This is a genomic window from Candidatus Margulisiibacteriota bacterium (genome assembly GCA_041658645.1).
Taxonomy (GTDB): domain Bacteria; phylum Margulisbacteria; class WOR-1; order O2-12-FULL-45-9; family XYB2-FULL-48-7; genus JBAZZV01.
Map to the genome: position 1 here is coordinate 176,030 of JBAZZV010000004.1, position 22,968 is coordinate 198,997.

The 22,968-nt window shown below is 54.1% G+C and carries 20 protein-coding genes; 14 read left to right on the plus strand and 6 right to left on the minus strand.

The annotated features are described in order from the left end of the window. From WC903_04815 to hisI, 4 genes are all read left to right on the plus strand, one after another. The gene (locus WC903_04815) at positions 1–1,122 is read left to right on the plus strand and encodes an MlaD family protein (GenBank protein MFA5893264.1); all 1,122 of its coding nucleotides are present in this window, start codon (positions 1–3) and stop codon (positions 1,120–1,122) included. A 120-nt stretch (positions 1,123–1,242) separates the two neighbouring features. Beyond that, the gene (locus WC903_04820) at positions 1,243–1,401 is read left to right on the plus strand and encodes a DUF5679 domain-containing protein (protein MFA5893265.1); all 159 of its coding nucleotides are present in this window, start codon (positions 1,243–1,245) and stop codon (positions 1,399–1,401) included. An 81-nt stretch (positions 1,402–1,482) separates the two neighbouring features. Then, positions 1,483–4,938, plus strand: coding sequence for a DNA polymerase III subunit alpha (locus WC903_04825; GenBank protein ID MFA5893266.1), 3,456 nt, complete (start codon positions 1,483–1,485; stop codon positions 4,936–4,938). 70 nt (positions 4,939–5,008) lie between these two features. Then, on the plus strand, positions 5,009–5,329 hold the full coding sequence (gene hisI, locus WC903_04830; GenBank protein MFA5893267.1) for a phosphoribosyl-AMP cyclohydrolase: 321 nt from the start codon (positions 5,009–5,011) through the stop codon (positions 5,327–5,329). Between the two features lie 19 nt (positions 5,330–5,348). On the opposite strand, the gene WC903_04835 is transcribed toward hisI, so the two are convergent. The 3 genes from WC903_04835 to WC903_04845 form a co-directional block, all read right to left on the minus strand. Next, complete coding sequence (locus WC903_04835; protein MFA5893268.1) at positions 5,349–5,729, minus strand: HEPN domain-containing protein; 381 nt, start codon at positions 5,727–5,729, stop codon at positions 5,349–5,351. Further along, entirely contained in the window at positions 5,716–6,033 is a 318-nt protein-coding gene (locus WC903_04840) for a nucleotidyltransferase domain-containing protein (protein MFA5893269.1), read from the minus strand. The genes WC903_04835 and WC903_04840 overlap by 14 nt, the downstream gene beginning before the upstream one ends. A gap of 137 nt (positions 6,034–6,170) precedes the next feature. After that, entirely contained in the window at positions 6,171–7,469 is a 1,299-nt protein-coding gene (locus tag WC903_04845) for a hypothetical protein (protein MFA5893270.1), read from the minus strand. Positions 7,470–7,605: 136 nt separating this feature from the next. On the opposite strand from WC903_04845, the gene WC903_04850 reads away from it, so the two are divergent. From WC903_04850 to mltG, 10 genes are all read left to right on the plus strand, one after another. Next, on the plus strand, positions 7,606–7,851 hold the full coding sequence (locus WC903_04850; GenBank protein MFA5893271.1) for a hypothetical protein: 246 nt from the start codon (positions 7,606–7,608) through the stop codon (positions 7,849–7,851). 60 nt (positions 7,852–7,911) lie between these two features. Continuing rightward, the gene (gene uvrA, locus WC903_04855; GenBank protein ID MFA5893272.1) at positions 7,912–10,731 is read left to right on the plus strand and encodes an excinuclease ABC subunit UvrA; all 2,820 of its coding nucleotides are present in this window, start codon (positions 7,912–7,914) and stop codon (positions 10,729–10,731) included. A gap of 738 nt (positions 10,732–11,469) precedes the next feature. Further along, the gene (locus WC903_04860) at positions 11,470–11,778 is read left to right on the plus strand and encodes a PBECR2 nuclease fold domain-containing protein (protein MFA5893273.1); all 309 of its coding nucleotides are present in this window, start codon (positions 11,470–11,472) and stop codon (positions 11,776–11,778) included. Next, positions 11,763–11,999, plus strand: coding sequence for a DUF2283 domain-containing protein (locus WC903_04865; GenBank protein ID MFA5893274.1), 237 nt, complete (start codon positions 11,763–11,765; stop codon positions 11,997–11,999). Before WC903_04860 ends, WC903_04865 begins: the two co-directional genes overlap by 16 nt. A gap of 13 nt (positions 12,000–12,012) precedes the next feature. After that, on the plus strand, positions 12,013–13,350 hold the full coding sequence (gene dnaB / locus WC903_04870; protein ID MFA5893275.1) for a replicative DNA helicase: 1,338 nt from the start codon (positions 12,013–12,015) through the stop codon (positions 13,348–13,350). Beyond that, entirely contained in the window at positions 13,334–14,824 is a 1,491-nt protein-coding gene (locus WC903_04875) for a hypothetical protein (protein ID MFA5893276.1), read from the plus strand. The genes dnaB and WC903_04875 overlap by 17 nt, the downstream gene beginning before the upstream one ends. 12 nt (positions 14,825–14,836) lie before the next feature. Further along, positions 14,837–15,457, plus strand: coding sequence for a dTMP kinase (gene tmk, locus WC903_04880; protein MFA5893277.1), 621 nt, complete (start codon positions 14,837–14,839; stop codon positions 15,455–15,457). Further along, positions 15,432–18,122: an alanine--tRNA ligase gene (alaS, locus tag WC903_04885; GenBank protein ID MFA5893278.1), complete on the plus strand. Its 2,691-nt coding sequence runs from the start codon at positions 15,432–15,434 to the stop codon at positions 18,120–18,122. Before tmk ends, alaS begins: the two co-directional genes overlap by 26 nt. Continuing rightward, on the plus strand, positions 18,119–18,538 hold the full coding sequence (gene ruvX, locus WC903_04890; protein MFA5893279.1) for a Holliday junction resolvase RuvX: 420 nt from the start codon (positions 18,119–18,121) through the stop codon (positions 18,536–18,538). Before alaS ends, ruvX begins: the two co-directional genes overlap by 4 nt. Further along, positions 18,535–19,536 (plus strand): endolytic transglycosylase MltG, encoded by a 1,002-nt coding sequence (gene mltG, locus WC903_04895; GenBank protein ID MFA5893280.1) that lies wholly within the window; start codon positions 18,535–18,537, stop codon positions 19,534–19,536. Before ruvX ends, mltG begins: the two co-directional genes overlap by 4 nt. A 216-nt stretch (positions 19,537–19,752) precedes the next feature. On the opposite strand, the gene guaA is transcribed toward mltG, so the two are convergent. From guaA to WC903_04910, 3 genes are read right to left on the minus strand one after another with little or no spacing between them, the layout of a single operon-like run. Continuing rightward, a complete protein-coding gene (gene guaA / locus WC903_04900; GenBank protein MFA5893281.1) occupies positions 19,753–21,309 on the minus strand; it encodes a glutamine-hydrolyzing GMP synthase in 1,557 nt (518 codons plus the stop codon). Continuing rightward, positions 21,306–22,466: a GuaB3 family IMP dehydrogenase-related protein gene (locus tag WC903_04905; protein MFA5893282.1), complete on the minus strand. Its 1,161-nt coding sequence runs from the start codon at positions 22,464–22,466 to the stop codon at positions 21,306–21,308. The genes guaA and WC903_04905 overlap by 4 nt, the downstream gene beginning before the upstream one ends. Before the next feature lie 3 nt (positions 22,467–22,469). After that, entirely contained in the window at positions 22,470–22,799 is a 330-nt protein-coding gene (locus tag WC903_04910) for a YgiT-type zinc finger protein (protein ID MFA5893283.1), read from the minus strand. Positions 22,800–22,968 lie beyond the last annotated feature (169 nt).

The following is a 22,968-nucleotide window of genomic DNA, read 5'->3' on the forward strand; positions in this document are numbered from 1 at the left end:
ATGGGCCTGTCCACATCGGCTAAGGTCGGGATCGTGACGATCGCCGCGCTGACCCTCCTGGCGATGGTCATCGTCTGGAAGACCGAAATATTCAAGATGAGGGAAGGTTACAAGCTGACCGGAATATTCAACAGTGTTGAGGGTTTGACGATCGGCTCGGAGGTTCGCTTTCGCGGGCTGAAGATCGGCAAGGTGACCGAGATCGATCCCGGCCCTTATGATATCAGAATTTATTCCGTGGTCGAGCCGCGGATCAAGATCCCGAGCGATTCCCTCCTGCGCGTCGCCTATGACGGGATAGTTGGCCTGAAATATCTGGAGATCAAGCCGGGGACCTCGGAAACGATGTATGCACCGGCCCTGGCGCTCCGGGGCGAGCGGACGGCCGCCATTGTCGACTTTATCGATATCGGCGCCCAGAACCTGGTCCAGACCAGGCTGATCCTGGAAAATGTCCGAAAAATAATCGAGAATCCGGCTCTACAGCAAGCCTTTATGAACGCCGTATTTACGGCCGATAAGACGGCGACCGGCCTGGAGAAATTAACCGCCGAGCTGCGCGAGACCAATCAGGGGATCAGGGACATTGTCGGCGATCCCAAGTTCCAGGCGAACGTCAAAGGGACGATCAAGGAGACCGAACGGACCCTCTCTTCGGCCAACCAATTCTTCGAGAACGTTGGGCGGGTCAACATGCGCGCCTCGGGCGGGGTCGACGTCGGCTCCAAGGCGAACGCCGTTCGCGGCGATGTGGACGTCATCCAGAGCAACAAGACCTATTACCGCGTCGGCTTCGGCGAAGGGCCGAGCCGGTCGCCGGCGCTGCTTGACTTCCTCCTGACCAACAAGACGACCGATAACCTCGGTTTCCGCCTCGGCGTCATCAACAGCCAGCTCGGCGGCGGAGTGATAATGTATCCGAACTCGAAGGGGAATATCCTGGCCGATATTTATGACATCAATAACCCCCGGCCGAACAATCCGAAGCTGCGGGTAGGGTACGAACACGAGATGCAGGACTTCATGGATGTTCTGGTCCAGGGTGACGATCTGCTCAACGACGGGAACCGCAACTACATGTTCGGCATCCGCGTCAAGCCGACGGGGGAGAAGCTGTACTAGCCGCGAAATAGTGGAACCGCGACGTTTAGTCGCAGGTTCCACTGGCAGGTTCCACTTGACACCAGGGCTCTCTGGTCGTAGAATCGCTTAATTGATCATTAGACTGAAGGAGGTGCGAGAATGGCGGATGCTAAAGCAGATGTTAAAGCTTATTGCGTAAAGTGCAAAAAGAAGCAGACTATGGAATCACCCAAGCAGGTTACGATGAAGAACGGCCGCAAGGCGAGCAAGGGAAAATGCCCGGCCTGCGGGACGAGCATGTTCAGGATCGGCGGCTAGTTCCAGTTTTTCAATAGCTATTGAAAGAGACCGTCCGGCGTTAATTGAGCCGGGCGGTCTTTTTTGTTATAATGGCCATCTATGCCCCACGGCAATTTCGTTCATCTCCACGTCCACAGCGAATACAGCTTGCTCGATGGGGCCTGCCGTATTGCCGACCTGGTCGCCCGCGCCAAGGAGCTGGAAATGCCGGCGGTGGCGGTCACCGACCACGGCAACATGTACGCCGCCGTAGAATTTTACCTCAAAGCGAAAGAGGCGGGGATCAAGCCGCTGATCGGTTGTGAGATGTATGTCGCTCCCCGGACCAGGTTTGACAAAGAGACCAAGGAAGACCGCTCTCCGAACCACCTGACCCTCCTCTGCAAAGACCAGGCCGGTTATAAAAATTTGATCAAGCTGGTCTCCCTCGCTTCGATCGAAGGGTTCTATTCGCGCCCCAGGGTTGACCAGGAGCTCTTAAAGCTGTATCGGGGAGGGCTAGTCGCCCTGTCCGGCTGCTCGGAAGGGGAGATCGGCCGCCGCCTCCAGGCCGGGAATAAGGCGGAGGCAAAAGCCGCCGCTCTCCGCTACCAAGAGATCTATGGTGACGATTTTTATTTGGAAATAATGGATATCGGGATCGAAGAGCTGAAACATCTTCGCCCCCAGCTGATCGAGCTGGCCAAAGAGACCGGTATCCCGCTCGTCGCTACCAACGACGTCCATTATGTCAAAAAAGAAGATGCTTATATCCAGGACATTCTCGTCTGCATCCAGACTAACTCGCTCCTGACCGATACCAAGCGGCTGAAATTCGGCGGCGAGGAGTTCTACCTCAAGTCTTACGCCGAGATGAAGCACCATTTTGCCGACCTGCCGGAAGCGATCGAGAACACCCTGGTCGTGGCCGATAAATGCAATTTTGAGCTGGAGACCGGTGTCCTCCACCTTCCGATCTTTGATGTCCCGGTGGGAGAGACCCCTGAATCGTACCTGGAAAAGTTAGCTTGGGACGGGGTTAAACGGATCTACGGCAACCTCTTACCTCCGGAAGTGATCGACCGGGTCAAATATGAGCTCTATACGATCGAAAAAATGGAATACGCCTCCTATTTTCTCATCGTCGCCGATTTTATCAACTGGGCGAAGAGTAATGGGATCCAGGTCGGGCCGGGTAGGGGTTCAGCGGCCGGGAGTGTCGTTTCCTATGCCCTCGGGATCACCAACGTCGACCCGCTCAAGTATGGGCTGATCTTCGAGCGTTTCCTTAACCTGGAGCGGATCTCCATGCCCGATATCGACGTCGACTTCTGCTTCGAACGGCGGGGCGAGGTCATAAGTTACGTGACGAAAAAGTACGGTGCCGACCATGTGGCGCAGATCATCACTTTTGGGACGATGATGGCGAGAGGGGCGATCCGCGACGTCGGCCGGGTTTTGGACCTGCCGCTTCCGGAAGTTGACCGGCTCGCCAAACTGGTCCCCTTCGGGCCGGAAGTGACCCTTACTTCCGCCCTGGAAGGGGTCAAGGATATCAAGGAGCTCTATGCCAGGGATGAGAAGATCAGAAACCTCATCGATACGGCCCAGCGGATCGAAGGGATGGTCCGCCATGCCTCGGTCCATGCCGCCGGCGTCGTCATCTCCAAGGAGCCGGTCATGGAATACGCGCCGCTCCAGCAACTCGACGAGAATACCCTGGTCATCCAGTACACCATGGAGGAGTTGGAAAAGATCGGCCTCCTTAAGATGGATTTTCTCGGCCTGCGCAACCTGACGATGATCGCCCACGCCGTCGAGCTCCTCAAGAAGGACCAGGGGGTCGAGCTCGACATGAACACCCTGCCGATGAACGACCTCAACACTTACCGCCTCTTCTCGGCCGGTGAGACGATCGGCATCTTCCAGTTGGAGAGCCGGGGGATGCGGGCGCTGATCCGCGACCTGCGGCCGTCGTATTTTGAGGAGATCATCGCCTTGCTCGCCCTTTACCGGCCGGGACCGCTGGAGAGCGGCATGGTCGAAGATTACGTCAAGCGCAAGCATAAAAAGATCCCGATCAGGTACGAACTGCCGGAGCTGCAGCCGATCTTGAGCGAGACCTACGGCGTCATCCTCTACCAGGAGCAGGTCATGCAGATCGCCAGCAAGGTCGCCGGTTTCACCCTCGGCCAGGCCGATGTTTTGCGCGGAGCCATGGGTAAGAAAAAGGTCAAGGAGATGGAGCATCAGAAGGAGTTTTTTATCGAGGGAGCGGTCAAGCGCGGCGTCTCCCGGCATAAGGCGACCGAGCTCTTTAACCTTTGCGCCAAGTTCGCCGGTTACGGCTTCAATAAATCACACTCGACCAGCTACGCCTTGATCTCTTACCAGACCGCCTATCTCAAGGCGAACCATCCGGGCGAGTTCATGGCCGCCTTGCTCACTTCGGTCATGGGGAATACCGATAAGGTCCGCCTCTACCTGGCCGAAGCCCAGCGGATGGGGTTGAAGATCCTCCCGCCCGATGTCAGTGAGAGTGACCGGAACTTTACCGTTTCGCCGCAAGGGATCCGCTTCGGGTTGACCGCCATCAAGAATGTCGGGACCTCCGCGATCGATTCTCTCCTCGAGGCGCGGCAGAAAGAAGGTAAATTTAAGTCGTTCGACGATTTTTATCGCCGGATCGACTCGCACGCCGTTAATAAGAAAGTGATCGAGAGCTTGATCAAGGCCGGAGCGTTTGACTCCTTCGGCCAGGGTAGGGCGCAACTATTGTCCAGATATGAAAAAGTGATCAGCCGGGTCAACGCTGAAGTCAAAGAACGGGCCAACGGCCAGGAGGCGTTATTTGCCCTGGCCCCTCAGTCACATAGTCCCTCAACCCCGGAAGAGAATGCCGCGGAAGTTGCCGAGTTCTCGACCGACCAGCTCCTGAAAATGGAAAAAGAATTGCTCGGTGTCTATATTTCCTCCCATCCGCTGGCCCGGCTGATCGACTCGCTGGAGGCGCAGACGACGATCCATGTCTCCGACATTGCTGACATGAGCGAAGGGGAGCCGGTGACGGTCGGCGGCCTCTTGACCGATTGCCGCCGCCTGCAGACGAAAAAAGGGGACACGATGCTGATCGCTAACATCGAGGACCTGACCGGCTCCATTCCAGTCATCGTCTTCCCGCGCTCGTACGAGAAATGCGCGCCGCTCCTCAATAACGATGAAGTACTCATCGTCAAAGGGAAATTGAACCGCGATACCCGGACCGAAGAGCTGAACGTTATGGCCGACACGATCACGCCGCTGGTGGAAATGGCGAAGACTAGGTCGCTCCAGGTCGAGCTGGTCGATGTGAAGGACCAACAGATCTTGACCCGCCTGAAGGACCTCCTGACCCTCTACCATGGCGGCGACCCGGTCTATATCCGGATGGACGGGCGGAGCGTCGAGCTGGGGAAGAGCCATTGGGTTGACATCAACCCCGAACTGGTGGAACAATTGGAGAAACTGCTAGGCAACGGCGCGGTCAATGTCAGTTTCAGCGTGCGGAAAAAAAGCGAAGTAGAAGTTAACCCCTAACCCCTCGCTCCCCTTCCCCCTTAATAAGGGGGAAGGGGATGGGGGATAGGGGTATTTAGGAGGCAGGAAAATGGATATAAATGTCATCAAGTTTAATGCGGAAGGTTTGGTCCCGGTCATTGCCCAAGACTACAAGGACGGGGCGGTGTTGATGCTCGCTTACATGAACAAGGAGTCGCTCCAGAAGACGCTGGCGACGAAAGAGATGGTCTACTGGTCGCGGTCAAGAAAAGTCCTCTGGCATAAGGGGGATACTTCCGGCCACATCCAGAAAGTGAAGGAACTATATTACGACTGCGACGCGGATGCGATCCTGGCTAAGATCGAACAGGTCGGCGACATCGCCTGCCATACCGGCAACCGGAGCTGTTTCTTTAACAAGATCTTATAAGGAATCGAGAGGATAAATATTATTTGCCTAGCAGTTTTAATACGGCTTGTTTGATGTCTGTAAACTTTTTGTAAGTATCTTCCGCTTCTTTGAATTCAATTACATCTCCATAGGGATAGCGCAATTTTGGCAGATAAAGATTAATAGCCAGAATGCTTTCTTCGTGCTTCGATAATTCAGGATAAAATTCAATGGTTTTAGCCAGCAATTTATCCAAGAAGTGAGTTTTTTCAAAAGTTCCGCCGGCTTTAATAAGCAGAGCTTTGAGCAGCTTTTCAACGGCTTGATGAATGTGATAAATTATAACATCGGCATGTCCTCTCTGCTTTATAAGCAAATCAGCCGTATCGGCGTCATGGTTAGCCAGTAAAATCCATTCTTTGAAATCAGCTTCGCTCATATACCTTTTTGCCTTTTGCCATGATTTCTATCCAAAAACCAAGCTGTCTTTTCTGTTTTTTCTGAATTTCTTCGGAAGAAGCGACAATTAAATCAAGTCCAAAATTTCTCGGAAAGAGGGACTTGCTGATCTCCAGCGCCAGCCGGTTTTTATCCCGGTTTGAATCGTCAACCACCAGCAGGTCCAGATCGCTTTTTTCCGTGGCTTTGCCGTAAGCATAACTGCCGAATAAATAAATTTTATTTGGTTTGGCCTTATCTTTAATGACCCCAACTATTTTATCGATCTCATTTTGGTTTAACATCTAGAAGTAAGTTTAGCATGAAGAATTTGTTTAATTCAAGCGGAATTCAAGCGGAATTCCGTTCAATTGGCGATATCGCCTGCCATACCGGCAACCGGAGCTGTTTTTTTAACAAGATGATCTGAGCCTGAATAGAACTAGTTAGATAATTTATCTATTAATTGTTTCACGTATTTACCAATAAACGGGTGATCTTTGTATTTTTCTAGTTGAGGTATCATGTTCTTATTCCCTTCATATTCGAGATTGTCGATGATCCTATAGCAATTTTCCGTATTATCGATAGATACTTCATTCTCTAATGCCTTGAGAAGAAGATCTCCGAATTTTGCTTCAGTCCATATCCGATGCATTTCCAACGGGGAGTTGTGAAATCTGTTCCAATGGGACTTAGGAAACCTTTTGGCGTCATATTGATTCGCGTTTATATCCTGATAAGCCTCATGACGGTTACGTGCATTTTCATCTGAAAGGCCCTGGATCAATGTGTTTACAAAGACCCGATAGTCTTCCGTTGTTTGCAATATCCTCCAATAAAGTGTGTGCCTGAGCCAAGGATTTTTGTTTGACGAATAATCAGAAGGTAAAGAAGCTTCTGCGGCTTTTCGCATTGTTTCCAGACGGTTGCCTTTAAGCGTTTGACAAAGAGCTTCATTTTTAAAAGGATCGGTCTTTGAGAACGTTCTTCCATGAAACACCCAATCCCTGAAGAAAACATAAACCAACTTGCCAAATTCCTTGTTTTCTCTGCTCGTTGCTGGGTCCTGTATTTTTGCGATAAATTCATCAGGATGTATTCTGTAGATCATAAATGAGCTGGCGAACAATTCGCTTGAATTGTCCCAGGGATGACCGAGATTATGATCGTTGCCGCAGACCCTGTTCCGTTCCCTTATTATTGCCGGGTCGATATAATTTTGGTCCCGTACGAGTTCATAATTCTTGTGGCCTAGCGAAATATTGTTAAGTTTCAACCAAATACTTCCGATTCCCTGGTCGCGCGGCCCAAAATCATGATAAACTGAGTGGCCAACTTCATGCGCGGCCGTTTCCAGAAAAACAGAATCAGAGATGGTGATTGCTTCCCCAAAACTTTCTCCGCCTTGACAGGTTGAAACCGGATAAATGGTCTTCACGGGATGGTCAGGGATCAGCTGGTTTAGCTCGGCGACCAGCCTGCTTATTTCCCCCATTTTATCTTTCGGGTATTCGGCGGGAAGCTTGGACATGTCCGGAATGACCGATGCGTCCCTTTTGATCATGGGTGGACGCGGGCCGCAAACGATAGATTCATCATATGACATAGAAGGGGATTCGGATAAAGCGATCCGGACTCTTGGTTTACTGCCGCAACCTGTCGTTGACGACAGTGCCGTCAGCGCAGTCATTAACAGTCCGGCATGAAATATTCTTCGGCCAAGTTTAGGTAAAATCATCTTAAAATCTCTCCATTTCATTATCGATGCTTATATTCGATAGTTTCAGGCAATTATGATAAAATTAGTAAATAATGGAAACGGAAAAGATAGTAATTAAAGGCGCGCGGGAGCATATGAACGGAAGTGGTAAACAATGACTGAAAATATATTTGAACAGATCAAAAAGACTAATGAATATGGGAAAGAATACTGGAGCGCTCGTGAGCTCATGGCGCCTCTTGGATATGGACGCTGGGAAAACTTTGAAGAAGCGGTTTCACGAGCAAAAGAATCCTGTAAGAACAGCGGGCAAGGAGTAAGTGACCATTTTCGTGATGTCACGAAAATGGTCCCAATTCATACTAGGATTGTGGGAAAAAATCAACAATTCGTCATTTAAACCCGTCGAATTCGACGGGTTTAGAACCGAAATGCACATTGCAATGCTGATAAGGAAATAATGGACAAAATAGTCATCAAAGGTGCCCGGGAACATAATCTCAAGGACATTAACCTTGAGATCCCGCGCAATAAGTTCGTTGTTTTCACCGGCCTCTCCGGTTCGGGGAAATCGTCACTTGCTTTCGACACCATCTACGCCGAGGGACAGCGCCGCTATGTCGAGTCGCTCTCGGCCTATGCCCGCCAATTCCTCGAGCAGATGCAAAAGCCGGATGTCGACTCGATCGACGGTCTTTCGCCGGCGATCTCGATCGACCAGAAGTCGCCGCCGCGCAACCCGCGCTCGACCGTCGGCACGGTTACCGAAATTTATGATTATATGCGTTTGTTGTTCGCCAACATCGGCATCCCGCATTGCCCCAAATGCGGCCGCAAGATCGAGCGCCAGACGCCGCAACAGATCGTCGATATTATTCTGCACGATCTGACCGGCAAACCGATCGTCGTCCTGGCCCCGTCTATCCGCGGCCGGAAAGGGGAGTACAAGGAGCTCTTCGCCGATATTGCCAAGGATGGTTTTATTCGCGTCCGGGTCGACGGGAAGATCCGGGAGATCGGCGAGGTCCCCGCGCTGAACAAGAAACTAAAACACGACATCGAGATCGTCGTCGACCGGCTGGCCGCGACCGTCCAGAACCGGAAAAGGCTCAACGAATCGGTCGAGACCGCTTTGAAATACGGTAACGGCTTGATGATCGTCAGCCATGGGGAAGGGAAGAAGAGAAAAGACGAGCTCTATTCCGAAAAGTTCGCCTGTCCGCATTGCGGTACCTCGCTCGACGAGATCACGCCCCGCATCTTCTCTTTCAACAGCCCTTACGGCGCCTGCCCCAAATGCAGCGGTCTCGGCAACAAGCTGGAATTCGATCCCGACCTGATCGTCCCCGACAGGAACCTGACTTTGGCGGAAGGGGCGCTCGCCCCCTGGGGTGAGGCCGCTTCATATTATTTGCAGAAACTGGAAGCGGTTGGCCAGGCCTACAACTTTGACCTGAACACCCCCTGGAAGAAGCTGACCAAGGAACAGCAGAATATCATTTTTAACGGAAGCAAGAAGCCGATCAAGTTCAAATACGCCATGGAGCGGAGCTACTGGGAGCATGAGGGGGAGTATGACGGAATAGTCAACAATCTTCGCCGCCGCTATCTGGAGACCAAATCGGAGAATGTCCGCTTCGCCCTCTACCGTTACATGAGCGCCGTTAAATGTTCCGATTGCGGCGGCCAGCGGCTCCGGCCGGAAAGTTTGGCGGTCAAGATCGGCGGCCAATCGATCGCCGAGGTCTCCGGCCGGCCGATCAAGCGGATCATGGCTTTCATCGATAGCCTGACCCTGACCGAACGGGAAGGGATCATTGCCAAGCAGATCGTCAAAGAGCTGAAGTCGCGCCTCAAGTTCCTGGTCGATGTCGGCCTCGATTACGTCACCTTGTCCCGTGAATCGGCCAGCCTCTCCGGCGGGGAGGCGCAACGGACCCGCCTGGCGACCCAGGTCGGCTCCGGACTGGTCGGGGTCCTTTATATTCTCGACGAACCGTCGATCGGGCTCCACCAGCGGGACAACCGCCGCCTGATCGAGACCCTCTTTCGCCTGCGCGACCTCGGCAACACGATCATCGTCGTCGAACACGATGAAGAGACGATGCGCGAAGCCGACTTCCTGGTCGACATTGGCCCGGGAGCGGGGGTCCACGGCGGCGAGATAATCGCCACCGGGGGAGTGACCGATATTATTAAAGAGGAGCGATCGATCACCGGTCACTATCTGTCCGGAAAGTCACGGATAGAGATCCCGTGCGAAAGGAAACCTGGTAACGGCAAGTTCGTGACGGTCAAGGGAGCCAAACACAATAATCTGAAAAACATCGATGTCGCTTTCCCGCTCGGTCTCCTGACCTGCGTGACGGGGGTCTCCGGCTCCGGCAAGAGCTCGCTGGTCAATGACATCCTCTATAAAGCGCTGGCCAAGAAGTATTTCCGGACGATCGACAAAGCCGGGGAGCACCGCGAGATCACCGGCCTCGAAGAGATCGACAAAGTGATAATTATCGACCAGACGCCGATCGGCCGGACCCCGCGCTCCAACCCGGCGACTTACACCGGCGTTTTCGACCATATCCGCAACCTGTTCGCCCTGACCCAGGAGGCGCGCCTGCGGGGCTACAAGCTCGGCCGCTTCTCCTTCAACGTCAAAGGGGGGCGCTGCGAAGCGTGCGCGGGCGATGGCCTGGTCAAGATCGAAATGCACTTTCTCCCCGATGTTTACGTCCCGTGCGATGTTTGTAAGGGGAAACGTTATAACCGGGAGACAATGGAGGTCCATTACAAGGGAAAAAGCATTTTTGATGTTCTCGACAGCACCGTCGAAGAAGCACTGCGGATTTTTGAGAACATCCCGCAGATCGCCCGCAAACTGCAAAGCCTGGTCGATGTCGGCTTGAGCTATATCAAGTTGGGCCAGTCGGCCACGACCCTCTCCGGCGGCGAGGCCCAGCGGGTCAAGCTGGCGACCGAGCTCGCCACCCGTTCGACCGGCCGGACCCTTTATTTACTGGATGAGCCGACGACCGGGCTCCATTTTGACGACATCAAGAAGCTACTCGAAGTTTTACATCGCCTGGTCGTGACCGGCAACAGTGTCATAGTCATCGAACATAATTTGGATGTCATTAAAACTGCCGACCATATCATCGATCTCGGGCCGGAAGGCGGGGAAGAGGGAGGGCGGATCGTCGCGCAAGGAACACCGGAGGAAGTAGCGAAAACTCCCGGCAGCTATACCGGCAAGTACCTGAAAAAGAGCTTGGGGGTTAAATGAAAAACACTTTAGCTATCTTTGAGGATTTCCAGATCAGAGTGAGTTGGTGACAATTTGTCACCAACTGAAGTATCCCGGGTTTGGGCAGAAATAATTAGCTGATAAAAAACGAGCTTTATTAAGATGGTAGCATATTTGTTATAAATAAATGAAAAAAGTAAAGGGAGAAAATCAACATCAACAATGTATATATTAATTAAATTGGTAGATAAATGTATTTTGAAAATTACAACATTCTTCTTTATTCTCATGCCAATCTATATGATTTTAGGTGGCTCCATAATGTTGTTATATTTTACAACAGCTGTAATTCTAGCCTTTTCCATAAACCATCAATTCTTATCAACGGAATTTTGGTATTTATTATTTTGTATTATTATTGTTTGGATGGGTCTTAAATGGGACGAAGCAATTATTGAACTTTACCCAACCGCCATTGAACGCAAGGAAAACACAATACATCATAATAAAACAAAATAATCTAGTGCATTATTACAAACATAGTAGATAATTATGCTTTGTAGCGCAAATCGTCAACCCAAACCGCCTCGTTAATAATAAAGAAACTTTAGCAATTTTATCGTTGGTTTTCTATTGAGCAAATACCCAGGCCCCAAAAACGCGCTTGAATTAACAAACTATGGCCAATGAGAGAATTTCCCCGTAACTTAGCCGCTATCATGTAGGCTTAAGTTTCCTTGCTACCCCTCTAAAATTGTGGGATAATTAATTGTCAATATGCGTAGAAAGATAATCACGGTTTTTGGGGAAGAAGTCTCTTTGAACCAGGAAAAACTGACCCATATTAAGCAAAGACATCCCGAAGTCGGCCCATATCTCAAGAAGATTCCCGAAGTCCTGAATTCGCCCGATTTGGTTAAGTTAAGTAAAAAAGACAAAGATGTGCATTTGTATTACAAATACTATGACAATATATTCGGAGGCAAGTATTTGTTAGTGGTTTCCAGCAATAAGAGAAAAGAGATACTGACGTTTTTTATTACAGACAAAATAAAGGTGGGTGAGACTATATGGCAAAAGAAATAACGTTCCATTACGACAAAGACGATGATTTGCTCGACATAGCTGTCGGCAAGCCCAGGAAGGCGATCTCCACGGAAGTGGCGGATGATTTTTTTATCAGAAAGGACGTTAAAACTAAAAAGATCATTGGTTTTACTATTTTGAACTTTGAGAAGTGGTTTAGAGATAAAAAGGAAAAAAGGGCGATCCCCTTATCGGCGGAGTTTCATCTCGCTAAAAGTTAAAGGTATTTAAGACATGGCTGATGAAAAGATCCCCCCACAGAACCTGGCGGCCGAGCAGTCGGTCATCGGCTCTTTGCTGCTCGATAAGAACGCGGTCGTCCGCGCCATCGATATTCTGCGCCCGGACAGCTTCTACCGCGATGCCCACCGTTTTATCTTTGAAGCGGCGCTGGAGCTGTTCGACCGGGGAGAACCGATCGACCTGGTCACGGTCACGGAAACGCTCCGCAAATCGGGCAAACTGGACGCGGTCGGCGGCTCGGTCTACGTGGCCGATCTCCTTAATTCCGTCCCGACCGCCGCCAATGTGGAGTATTACGCCAAGATCGTCGAAGAGAAGGCGGTCCTGCGGCGGCTGATCGAAGCGGGTACCCGGATCGTCGGCGAGGCTTTTGCCGATCCGGACAACGTTGACCGGGTACTCGACGACGCGGAAAGATCTATTTTTGATATCGCCATGAAGCGGGAACGGGAAGGGTTCCACAAGATCGAAAGCGTCATCAAGCGGGTCCTCGACAAGATCGATTCGCTCTACGGCAAGAAAGAGGCGATCACCGGCACGACGACCGGTTTCCCCGACCTCGACCAGATGACGGCCGGCTTCCAGAACTCCGACCTGATCATCATCGCCGCCCGTCCCTCGGTCGGTAAAACAGCCTTTGCGCTCAATATCGCCCAGGAGGTCTCGATCCGCCATAAGATCCCGGTGGCGATCTTCTCGCTGGAAATGAGCAAGGAACAGCTCGCCCAGAGGATGCTCTGTTCCGAAGCGGAAGTCGACGCCCAGCGGCTCAAGACCGCCAGCCTGACCGATACCGGCTGGAAGAAGCTGACCCGGGCACTGGGGAAACTTTCCGAGGCGCCGATCTTTATCGACGACACGCCGTCGCTCTCGGCCATTGAGATCCGGGCCAAAGCGCGCCGGCTCAAGCTTGAGGTCGGCCTCGGTCTGGTCATCGTCGATTATCTCCAGCTGATGCGCGGCCGGGGCAAGATCGAGAACCGGGTCCAGGAGATCTCCGATATCGCCCGCTCGTTGAAAACGCTCGCCCGCGAGCTCGATGTCCCGGTCGTCGCCCTGTCACAGCTTTCCCGCGCCGTGGAACAGCGGCCGGACAGGATCCCGCGGCTGTCCGACCTGCGCGACTCGGGCGAGATCGAGCAGACCGCCGACCTGGTCATGTTCATCCACCGCGAGGATTACTACAACCCGCAGACCGACCGCGGTAACGTGGCCGAGATCATCATTGCCAAGCAGCGCAACGGCCCCGTCGGCACCATCGAGCTCGTCTTCCGCAAGGAGATCGCCAAGTTCAGCAGTAAAGAATCGCGGTATGAGGCCGTTACTTAGCCTCCTGCTCGGCCTGGCCCTCCTCGGTTGTGCCGCCGAAGCTAAACTCAAAGACCTGACGATCGACGCCGACCGCGTCTCCCTGGAAAAAGATAAACAACGGCTCGAAGCGAGCGGTTCGGTCGAGGTCAAATATAAAGATTTCCACCTGACCAGCGCCCATCTCATCTATAACACTTCCGCCGAAACTCTCCAGGCGGAGGACGGTTTTCAACTTAATTACTCCGGCCTGACCTTCGAAGGAGCCTCGCTCGCCTACGATATCAATTCGCAAAAGGGGACGGCGACCGGGGTCAGTTTCCATTACGGTGGGATGGAGGTCGACGGCGGCTGGATCGGTATCAGCCGGGAAAGGTTAGAGCTAAAGTCGGCCGGGTTCACGACCTGCGAATTGGAGCACCCGCATTACCGGGTCACCGCGGCCAACCTGACCCTTTACCCCGAATACGGCTGGTTAGTCGCTTACTGGGGTTATTTCTGGTTGAACGGCCTGCCGGTCGTCCCGATGCCGACCTACATCTACGACTTCCGCGCGTCGGAGCGAGCGCAGAAGAACCTGCCGCCATTCCCCGAGGTCGGCTTCAATGATGATGACGGCACCTATATCAATGAGCGGCTCGCCTGGCACCAGCGGCGGGAATTCTCCGGCACTTACTCGCTCGGCTATGCGGCCAATAAAGGGTTACTACTCGGCGCCACGGCTAATTACTCTTTGAACGAGCGTAATGTAGGTGATATCCGGCTCGACTGGAATGGCGTCAACGGCCTCTTTGGCGGGGTGACGAATCTTTATTCTTTCGGAGGCGAGAGCACATCGACCGAAAAGCCGCTGTTTGATTTCGTATTGGCGCCGCGGCTGAAGCAGTATGAGCTCGCCGCGACCATTTCTTATAAGGAACGGATCAATTACCAGCGGGTCAGTTTAACGCCCGATATTCATCTGCGCTCCCAGGGGGGACAGTTCTTCACGCCTCTGGCCAAATACGACCTGGAACTGCAGAGCGGTCTGGTCAAAGAAGAGGGGACCGGCCGCTATCTGCGCGGCGGCGGACAATTCAAGGTCTATGCCGACCTCCCTGGCTCTATCGTCACCCCGGCCTTGCGCTGGGATTCGCTTTACTATTCCAACGGAGCAAAATGGGTCAAGCCCTCGGCTCTGGTCGACCTCGGCGGCGATCTTGGCAATGATGTTAATGCGCACCTCGGATATCAGCACTACTTTTTCTTTGACGGGCAAAGCCCGTTCCTTTTTGAAATGTACCGTTTCCGGGCGGCCGACCGGCTCCTGCCGGACCTCCGCTTCCGCATTGGCGAGACGGCCTGCCGGGTCAAAGCTTCCTATTTTCTTGACAACTGGTCGCCCGAGGATATAGACTATACTTTATTCTTCCGACTGCATTGTTATAATCTTGAAGTAACTTATCGTTCGATGCGCCGGGAATTCATGCTGGGCTTTAGCCTGGCTGCCAGCTAGAAAGGACAAGCAATGTTCATAACTTTTGAAGGACCGGAAGGGTGCGGTAAATCGACCCATTCGACCCGGCTCAAACCGTACCTGGAAAGCCTCGGATTACAGGTCCTGTTGACCCGCGAACCGGGTGGGACGCAGGTCGGCAAGCAGATCCGGACCCTCCTCCTTGACCCGGACAGTGTCCTCGACGAAACGACCGAGGTCTATCTTTTTGCCGCCGACCGCTCGGAACACGTCAGCAAGATCATCGCTCCGGCTCTGCGGGAAGGGAAGGTCGTCATCTCTGATCGTTTTACCGACTCGACGATCGCCTACCAGATCGGCGGTCGGCGCTTGCCCGAAGACCTGGTCCGCTACCTCAACATGGTCTCCTCCAAAGGGATCCAGCCTGACCTGACCATTCTGCTCGATGTTTCACCCGAGATCGGCCTGAAACGGGCGACCCAGTCGCGCGGCCCCGACCGTTTTGAACAGGAAGTGCTCGACTTCCACCAGCGGGTCAGGGGGAAATATCTTGAATTAGCCGGGGCTGATCCCGCCCGGATCAAGGTCGTCCGGACCGATAACCAGGGGATCGATGAGATCCAGGCCAAAATAAGGGAGATAGTAGATGCAAAGCTCGGAAATAAGAGCTAAGTTCCTCAAGTTCTTCGAAAGTAAAGGGCACAAGGTCTTGCCGGGTTCTTCACTGGTCCCGGCCGATCCGTCTGTGCTATTAACGCTGGCCGGCATGCTCCAGTTTAAACCGATATTTTTGGGGCAGGAAAAGCCGCAGTTCAAGCGGGCGACCACCGTGCAGAAATGTATCCGGACGAACGACATCGAACAGGTCGGCCGGACGCCACGCCACCACACCTTCTTCGAAATGCTGGGAAACTTTTCGTTCGGCGATTATTTTAAGCAGGAAGCGATCCAGTTAGCCTGGGAACTGCTGACCAAGGAATTCGCTATTCCGGTGACCAAGCTGAAGATCGCCGTTTATGAAAAAGACGACGAGGCCTACGACATCTGGCAGAAGCATATCGGCCTGCCCAAGGAGATCATTTTCCGGCTGGGCGAGGATAATAATTTCTGGGCGGCCGGCCCGACCGGCCCCTGCGGTCCCTGTTCCGAGATCTATTACGACCTGGGGGAAGATCACGGCTGCGGTAAGCCGGATTGCGCGCCCGGCTGCGATTGTGACCGTTTCCTCGAGATCTGGAACCTCGTCTTTATCCAGTTCAATCGAAACGAGAAAGGGGAGCTTATCCCGTTGCAGCAGAAAGGGATCGACACTGGTCTGGGCCTTGAGCGGATCACCGCCGTCCTGCAGGGGGTCAGCGATAACTTCGAGACCGATCTTTTCGCCCCGCTCTTGAAAAAGCTGGAAGCCTTTGCCGCGACGAACGATACCGTCGCCAGTAAGATCGTCGCCGATCACGCGCGGGCAGTGACCAACCTGATCGCCGACGGCGTCCTGCCGGGTAACTCCGGCCGGGGCTACATCCTCCGCCGGCTGATCCGCCGCGCCGTCCGTTACGGCCGCAAGCTCGGCATCGACCGGCCGTTCCTGGTTGAACTGGCCAAAGTGGTGATCGCCGGGATGGGTGAATTTTATCCGAACCTCCCGGCCAAGGCGGCCCTGATCGCGGATGTCCTGGCCGAAGAAGAGACTAATTTCCTGGCCACCCTGGAAATGGGGCTCAAGCTGTTCGAGGAGATGGCGGCCCGGCATGGTGATGATAAACTTTTATCCGGGGCGGAAGCTTTCAAACTGCACGACACCTATGGCTTTCCGATCGAGCTGACGATCGAGCTCTGCGCCGAAAAAGGTTTGCAGGTCGATCAGGCCGGGTTTGCTAAAGAGATGGCGGCCCAGAAGGATCGGGCGCGGCAGAGCGGCCTCGAAGGTGACCGGAAAAAGATACTCTTAAGCCTCGACCTCGCCCATCTCAAGCCGACCAACTTCACCGGTTACGAAAAGACGGTCGAAGAGAGCCGAGTCCAGGCGATCTTTCCCGACCATAATCTGGTTGTCCTGGAAAAGACCCCCTTTTACGGCGAATCGGGCGGCCAGATCGGTGATACCGGCATACTGGCGTTCGATAAAAAGGAATTAATGGTCCTGAACACGCTCGTCACCCCGCAGGGGACGGTCTTGCACGAAGTTGACCGTCTCGAGGACCTAAAAGTCGGCCAGAGCGTCAAGGCGACAATCGACGCGGCAAAACGAACAGCTACCCAGGCCCATCATACCGCGACCCATCTTCTCCACCAGGCGCTGCGCGAGACGCTGGGTGAGCATATCAAACAGGCCGGGTCATATGTCGGGCCCGATAAGCTCCGTTTCGACTTCGGCCATTTCCACGCTCTTTCCCTAAATGAACTGCAGAAAGTTGAATCGCTGGTCAATAAAAAGATCAACGAGAAACTCAAAGTCGAGGTGCTGAAAAAGTCCTATAAAGAAGCGGTCAAGCTTGGCGCGACTGCCCTGTTCGGCGAGAAGTATGGCGACCAGGTCCGGGTCCTCAAGATCGGCACCTATAGCCTCGAGTTGTGCGGCGGGACCCATGTCGCTAATACCGGTGATATCCATTACTTCAAGATCGTTAGCGAAGGGGCGCTTGGTTCGGGGGTCCGCCGGATAGAGGCGCTGGCCGGCCAGGCGGCCAAGGTCTACGTCGTCTATACGGCCAAACAGCTCCGCGATGACATTGAAGCGATGATCAAACGCTACCGCAAACTGCAGCTCGACAAGGAGCAGGCGGGCGGGAGCAAAACCTTAGAAACGAACATTTTCGAGATCGAACTGACCGAGATCGAGCGGCTTGGGACGTGCGTCGATTGCCAGGACGCGGTGACCGTCAATAAATTCCTCGACCACCTGCGCGGCCGGGCTGATTGGCTGAAAGAGCGGATCGCCAAGGCGGAGCGCGAGATCGAAGGTCTCATGGCCAAGTCGGCCAGCGGCGGCGTCGACGCCTATCTGGGCGAGGTCAAAGAGCTTAACGGCCATAAGGTCTTGCTCAAGGAGTTACCGGGCTATAACATGGATATGCTCCGGGCTGTTTCCGATTCGCTCCAGGGGAAGCTCGGCTCCTGCGCGCTAGTCCTGGTCGCCTCATACCCCGGCCGTTTGACCTACCTGATAACCGTTACCCAGGACCTGGTCGATAAAGGGCTCTCTGCCCGCAAGCTGGCTGACGTTTTCACTGGAGTCGTTGGCGGCAAAGGTGGCGGGAAAGAGACCAAAGTTGAGGGTGGGGGGAAGGACCCGAGCAAGATTGCCGAGGCTTTCCTGGCGCTGGCCAAATCACTATGAGGATACTCGGCCTCGATTACGGCGAAAAAAGGATCGGCGTGGCGGTCTCTGATCCGCTGGCGATTATCGCCCAGGGGGTAGCGGTGCTGGGCAAAGGGGAGACCTTTGCCGACGACCTCCGCGAGTTGAAGCGGATCATCAAAAAATACGACGGGGTCGACGAGATCGTCGTCGGCTTACCGAAAAGAATGTCCGGCGAGATCGGGATCGCGGCCGAGAAAGTCCTGGCTTTCGTGGCCGAGTTGAAGAAAGAGTTCAAACTTAATATCGTCACCTGGGATGAGCGTTTAACGACCGTCATGGCGGAAAGATCGTTGATCGAGGCCGGGCTCTCCAGGGAGAAAAGAAAGAAAGTGATCGATCAGTCAGCCGCCGCCAATATCCTCCAGGGATACCTCGACAGTAAGAAACGATGAAAAATCAGCCATTACTCGTCTGGTTCGGCCTCCTGGCGATCTTTACGGTCCTCTCCTGGCCGGCCGATCCGTTCAACCTCGAAACGACCCGGGTCAACATCCCGCCCGGCGCCTCGGTTAAAGCAACCCAGCAGACCTTACAGGCCAAAGGGATTTTGCCTCGCTTCAGCGCTTTTGCTCTGACCGTGCGTTTGTTGGGTTTGCAAAATAAGATCAAGGCGGGCGAATATTCATTCGCGCCGGCTGACCCGCTCCCGGCGATCATCAGCCGGCTCCTCCATAACGAAACGGTCCCGCAGGCCGAGATCAGGGTGACCTTTCCGGAAGGGAGCTCCATTTATAAGATGGGTTTAGCCCTGAAAGAGACCGGCTATCTCCATTGGGCGGAATTCCAGGGTCTGGTCAACGAGGGGATCACAGCCCAGCTCCGGCTCCGCCACTGGGGGATTTTCAAGTTCATTCCTTCGGAATCACTGGAAGGGTATCTCTTCCCCGATACTTATCATCTTTTCATCACCGCTTCACCGGAAACGGTCGCGGAGGCGATGGTCAACCGCTTCGAACAGGTCGTTGTCCCGTTCTGGTTGACTGCTCAAAAAGAGACGAAACTGACCCTGCATGAGACGCTGACGCTCGCTTCGATCATTGAAAAAGAGGCGCAAAAGCCGGAGGAGCGGGCGGTCATCTCGTCGGTCTTCCATAACCGGCTGGCCAAAGGGATGCCGCTGGCCGCCGATCCGACCGTCAAGTACGCGCTGGAGCGGCCGAGCAAGATCGTTTATCTTGACCAGCTGTCGGTAAGATCGCCTTATAATACTTATAAGCGAAGAGGATTACCGCCGGGGCCGATCTGTAATCCGGGGTTAGAATCGATCAAAGCGGCGGTCTATCCGGCCCAGACCAATTATTTCTTTTTTGTGGCAAAACCTGATGGGGGTCATATTTTCTCAAAGACCTGGCAGGAGCATCAACGGGCCAGGCAAACGGTTGTCCGTTAGAAATGTGGATGACGGTTCTGTTCCGGAATGTAGCGGCGACCTTTAGGTCGCCATTTATTCTTGGGATGGCGGTCTAAAGACCGCCTCTACATTTGTCGGTGATTGCCAAGAAGATACGTAGCGGCGACCTTTAGGTCGCCATTTATTTTTGGGATGGCGGTCTAAAGACCGCCGCTACACGACATTTCCCCTACTTTGTTATAGATAGGGTGAGGGCTATTCCCACTCAATTGTCGACGGGGGCTTGCTGGAGATGTCGTAGACCACCCGGTTCACTTCCGGGACCTCGTTGACTATCCGGTTAGAGATCTTTTCCAGGAGATCGTAGGGGAGGCGGGCCCAATCGGCGGTCATCGCGTCGGTCGAAGTGACCGCCCGAACGGCCACGGTATTGAGATAAGTCCGCTTGTCGCCCATGACGCCGACCGTCCTGATCGGCAGGAGGACGGCAAAAGATTGCCAGACCTTCTTGTAAAAACCGGCCAGCTTGATCTCGGAGACGACGATGTCGTCAACCGCCTGGAGGACATTGACCCGCTCTTCGGTCACTTCGCCGATGATCCTGATGGCGAGACCAGGACCGGGGAACGGTTGGCGGGTGATGATATCTTCCGGCACCCCCAGTTCGAGCCCGATCGCCCTGACCTCGTCCTTAAAAAGCATCCGGAGCGGTTCGATCAGCTTAAAGCCCATCTTTTCCGGGAGTCCGCCGACATTATGGTGGGTCTTGATCTTCTTGGCGACCTTGCCGGCCGTCGTCCCCGGCACGGCGCTTTCGATCACGTCAGGATAAAGCGTCCCCTGGGCCAGATAGAGGATCTCGCCCAGTTTCTTTGCCTCCACCTCAAAGGTCCGGATAAAATTCTCGCCGATGATCTTCCTTTTTTCTTCCGGGTCAATAATCCCCCGGAGCTTGCCGAAGAAAAGTTCCGCCGCGTTGATGTTGAGAAAATTAACCTTGAACCGCTTGACGAAGAGCTCGTCGATCTTGGCCGCTTCGTTCTTGCGCATAAAACCCTGGTCGATGAACATGCAGATGAGCTGGTCGCCGATCGCCCGGCTCATCAGGGCGGCCACCGTGGTCGAATCGACACCGCCGGAGAGGGCGAGCAGCACTTTTTGCCGGCCAACCAGAGCGCGAATATCTTTAACCTGTTCTTCGATAAAATTGGCTGTCGTCCAGGTTGGCTTGCAATCGCAGACGATATAAACGAAATTTTTGATGATCTCGAGCCCCTGGGGGGTATGGACAACTTCGGGGTGGAATTGGACCCCGAACAGCTTCCGCGCTGGATCGCCGGCCGCGGCCGCTACGGTATTATCCGTATGGGCTAATTGTTTGAATCCCGGTGGGAGGCTGGCAACTGTGTCGCCATGGCTCATCCAGCAGGGGATCTGTTTAGGGAGGCCGGCAAAAAGATTTGATTGGTCGTCGATCTGGAGGTCGGCCTTGCCGTATTCCCGTTTCTTCCCCGGCTTAACCTCGCCACCCAGCTCCTTGGCCATCAGTTGCAGGCCGTAACAGATACCGAGGATAGGAATACCCGAACGCCACAGCTCCGGGTCGGCCTTGGGGGCGTCTGGTTCGTAGACCGAGCCGGGGCCGCCAGAGAGGATCACTCCTTTGACCTGGCGCCGTTTCAGTTCAGCCACGGAGACATCGTGGGGGAGGACTTCGCAATAGACGTTGCATTCACGAACGCGGCGGGCGATCAGCATACTGTACTGTGCCCCGAAATCGAGGACAACGATCAGGTCGTGTTTCAGCGTCATTTATACATTCCCAACTGCTGGGCCTTCTGGTAAACTTTCCCTTCGGTCAGGAGGGAAGGGGCGATATAGACCTCGACCTGCTGCATCTCTTTAAGCGTCGCCGCGCCGAGCGTCCCCATCGAAGTGCGGAGGGCGCCAACAAAGTTCATCGAGCCGTCGTCGAACTTGGCCGGCCCAAAGATGATCTCGCGCAGGGTGCCGATCGTCCCGACCCGGATGCGGGAACCGCGGGGTAGGGTCGGCGACGGGGTGGCCATTCCCCAGTGGAAACCACGGCCTGGTGCTTCCGCCGCCTTGGCGATCGGGGAACCGATCATTACCGCGTCGGCGCCGCAGGCGATCGCCTTACATATATCACCACCGACCGCCATGCCGCCGTCGGCGATGATCGGGACGTAAACGTTGTTTTCCTTGAAGTACGAGTCGCGAGCCGCCGCGCAATCGGCAATGGCGGTCGCCATCGGGACGCCGACCCCCAGGACGCCGCGCGAAGTACAGGCCGCGCCCGGGCCGATGCCGACCAGAACGGCGGCGACGCCGGTCCCCATCAGGGTCAGCGCCACTTCGTAGGTGACGCAGTTGCCGACGATCACCGGGATCTTCATTTCGGCGCAGAATTTCTTTAGCTCCAGCGGGGCGGAACTGCTCGACTTGTGCTTGGTCGAGAGGACGGTCGATTGGACGACAAAAATATCGGCGCCGGCGTCGCGGGCGATCGGTCCGAGCTCGAGCGCTTCCTGCGGGATAGAGGAGACCGCGGCAATGCCGCCGGCCGCCTTGATCTCTTTGATCCGTTTGATGACCAGCTCCGGCTTGACCGGTTCCAGGTAGAGCTTTTGCATCAGCGGGACGTATTCATCCTTGGAGACCGCGGCGATCTGTTCCAAAATCTTCTCGGCATTTTCATAACGGCTCCAGACCCCCTGGAGGTTCAGCACGCCGAGCCCGCCCAGCCGGCTCATGATGGCGGCGGTCTTCGGGCTGACCACGCCGTCCATGGCGGAGGCGATGATCGGGACGGTCAGCTTTTGCCGGCCGATCTCGACCGAGATGTCGGTATCCTCCGGATTGATGGTGATGATCGAGGGGACGAGAGATATTTCGTCAAACCCGTACGCCCGCCGCGATTTTTTTGATTTGCCAATTTCAATTTCCATCGATCATTTCCCCCTTTTAGTTATCTTTGGTTTCCGCTTGACGGCCGGGACCGCCGGGACCACCGGGAGAGCGTGCTTGCTCTTGGCGGTCTCGATCATCTTCTCGAATTCTTTCATGATCGGCTCGGGGACCCAGATTTCGCCGCACTCCTGGCAAACGTAGGCGGGGACACCTTCCATCATGTAGAGTTTGCTGTCTTGATAATCTTCGAGGTTGACTTTTTCCAGGTCGAGGGCGCCGCCGCAGGCTTCGCATTCTTCCGGCGCCTCGCCGATCAGCTCTTTATACTTTTCGTAGATTTCGTCTTTTTTCCCGTGGTCGTCGCTTCGCATAAGGAATTATATAATATATCCGATTTCTTGGCAAGGAAGAGAGTCCCGAGTTCAACAAAGAAATGCAACACCTGATATAAAATATCAGGTATATGACAAAACCAAAGCAAAGTAAGAATAAAGGGACAGGGCGTCAATTTATCCATTTAACCCTCGATGAGCGAATAAA

What these genes read in the sequence shown, in the direction of transcription:
- WC903_04875 (MFA5893276.1), top strand. Translation starts at nt 13,334, where the DNA reads ATGAGGCCGTTACTTAGCCTCCTGCTCGGCCTGGCCCTCCTCGGTTGT.
- dnaB (MFA5893275.1), top strand. Translation starts at nt 12,013, where the DNA reads ATGGCTGATGAAAAGATCCCCCCACAGAACCTGGCGGCCGAGCAGTCG.
- ruvX (MFA5893279.1), top strand. Translation starts at nt 18,119, where the DNA reads ATGAGGATACTCGGCCTCGATTACGGCGAAAAAAGGATCGGCGTGGCG.
- WC903_04850 (MFA5893271.1), top strand. Translation starts at nt 7,606, where the DNA reads ATGACTGAAAATATATTTGAACAGATCAAAAAGACTAATGAATATGGG.
- alaS (MFA5893278.1), top strand. Translation starts at nt 15,432, where the DNA reads ATGCAAAGCTCGGAAATAAGAGCTAAGTTCCTCAAGTTCTTCGAAAGT.
- WC903_04840 (MFA5893269.1), bottom strand. Translation starts at nt 6,033, where the DNA reads ATGTTAAACCAAAATGAGATCGATAAAATAGTTGGGGTCATTAAAGAT.
- WC903_04845 (MFA5893270.1), bottom strand. Translation starts at nt 7,469, where the DNA reads ATGATTTTACCTAAACTTGGCCGAAGAATATTTCATGCCGGACTGTTA.
- hisI (MFA5893267.1), top strand. Translation starts at nt 5,009, where the DNA reads ATGGATATAAATGTCATCAAGTTTAATGCGGAAGGTTTGGTCCCGGTC.
- tmk (MFA5893277.1), top strand. Translation starts at nt 14,837, where the DNA reads ATGTTCATAACTTTTGAAGGACCGGAAGGGTGCGGTAAATCGACCCAT.
- WC903_04820 (MFA5893265.1), top strand. Translation starts at nt 1,243, where the DNA reads ATGGCGGATGCTAAAGCAGATGTTAAAGCTTATTGCGTAAAGTGCAAA.
- WC903_04825 (MFA5893266.1), top strand. Translation starts at nt 1,483, where the DNA reads ATGCCCCACGGCAATTTCGTTCATCTCCACGTCCACAGCGAATACAGC.
- WC903_04835 (MFA5893268.1), bottom strand. Translation starts at nt 5,729, where the DNA reads ATGAGCGAAGCTGATTTCAAAGAATGGATTTTACTGGCTAACCATGAC.
- mltG (MFA5893280.1), top strand. Translation starts at nt 18,535, where the DNA reads ATGAAAAATCAGCCATTACTCGTCTGGTTCGGCCTCCTGGCGATCTTT.
- guaA (MFA5893281.1), bottom strand. Translation starts at nt 21,309, where the DNA reads ATGACGCTGAAACACGACCTGATCGTTGTCCTCGATTTCGGGGCACAG.
- WC903_04910 (MFA5893283.1), bottom strand. Translation starts at nt 22,799, where the DNA reads ATGCGAAGCGACGACCACGGGAAAAAAGACGAAATCTACGAAAAGTAT.
- WC903_04865 (MFA5893274.1), top strand. Translation starts at nt 11,763, where the DNA reads ATGGCAAAAGAAATAACGTTCCATTACGACAAAGACGATGATTTGCTC.
- WC903_04815 (MFA5893264.1), top strand. Translation starts at nt 1, where the DNA reads ATGGGCCTGTCCACATCGGCTAAGGTCGGGATCGTGACGATCGCCGCG.
- uvrA (MFA5893272.1), top strand. Translation starts at nt 7,912, where the DNA reads ATGGACAAAATAGTCATCAAAGGTGCCCGGGAACATAATCTCAAGGAC.
- WC903_04860 (MFA5893273.1), top strand. Translation starts at nt 11,470, where the DNA reads ATGCGTAGAAAGATAATCACGGTTTTTGGGGAAGAAGTCTCTTTGAAC.
- WC903_04905 (MFA5893282.1), bottom strand. Translation starts at nt 22,466, where the DNA reads ATGGAAATTGAAATTGGCAAATCAAAAAAATCGCGGCGGGCGTACGGG.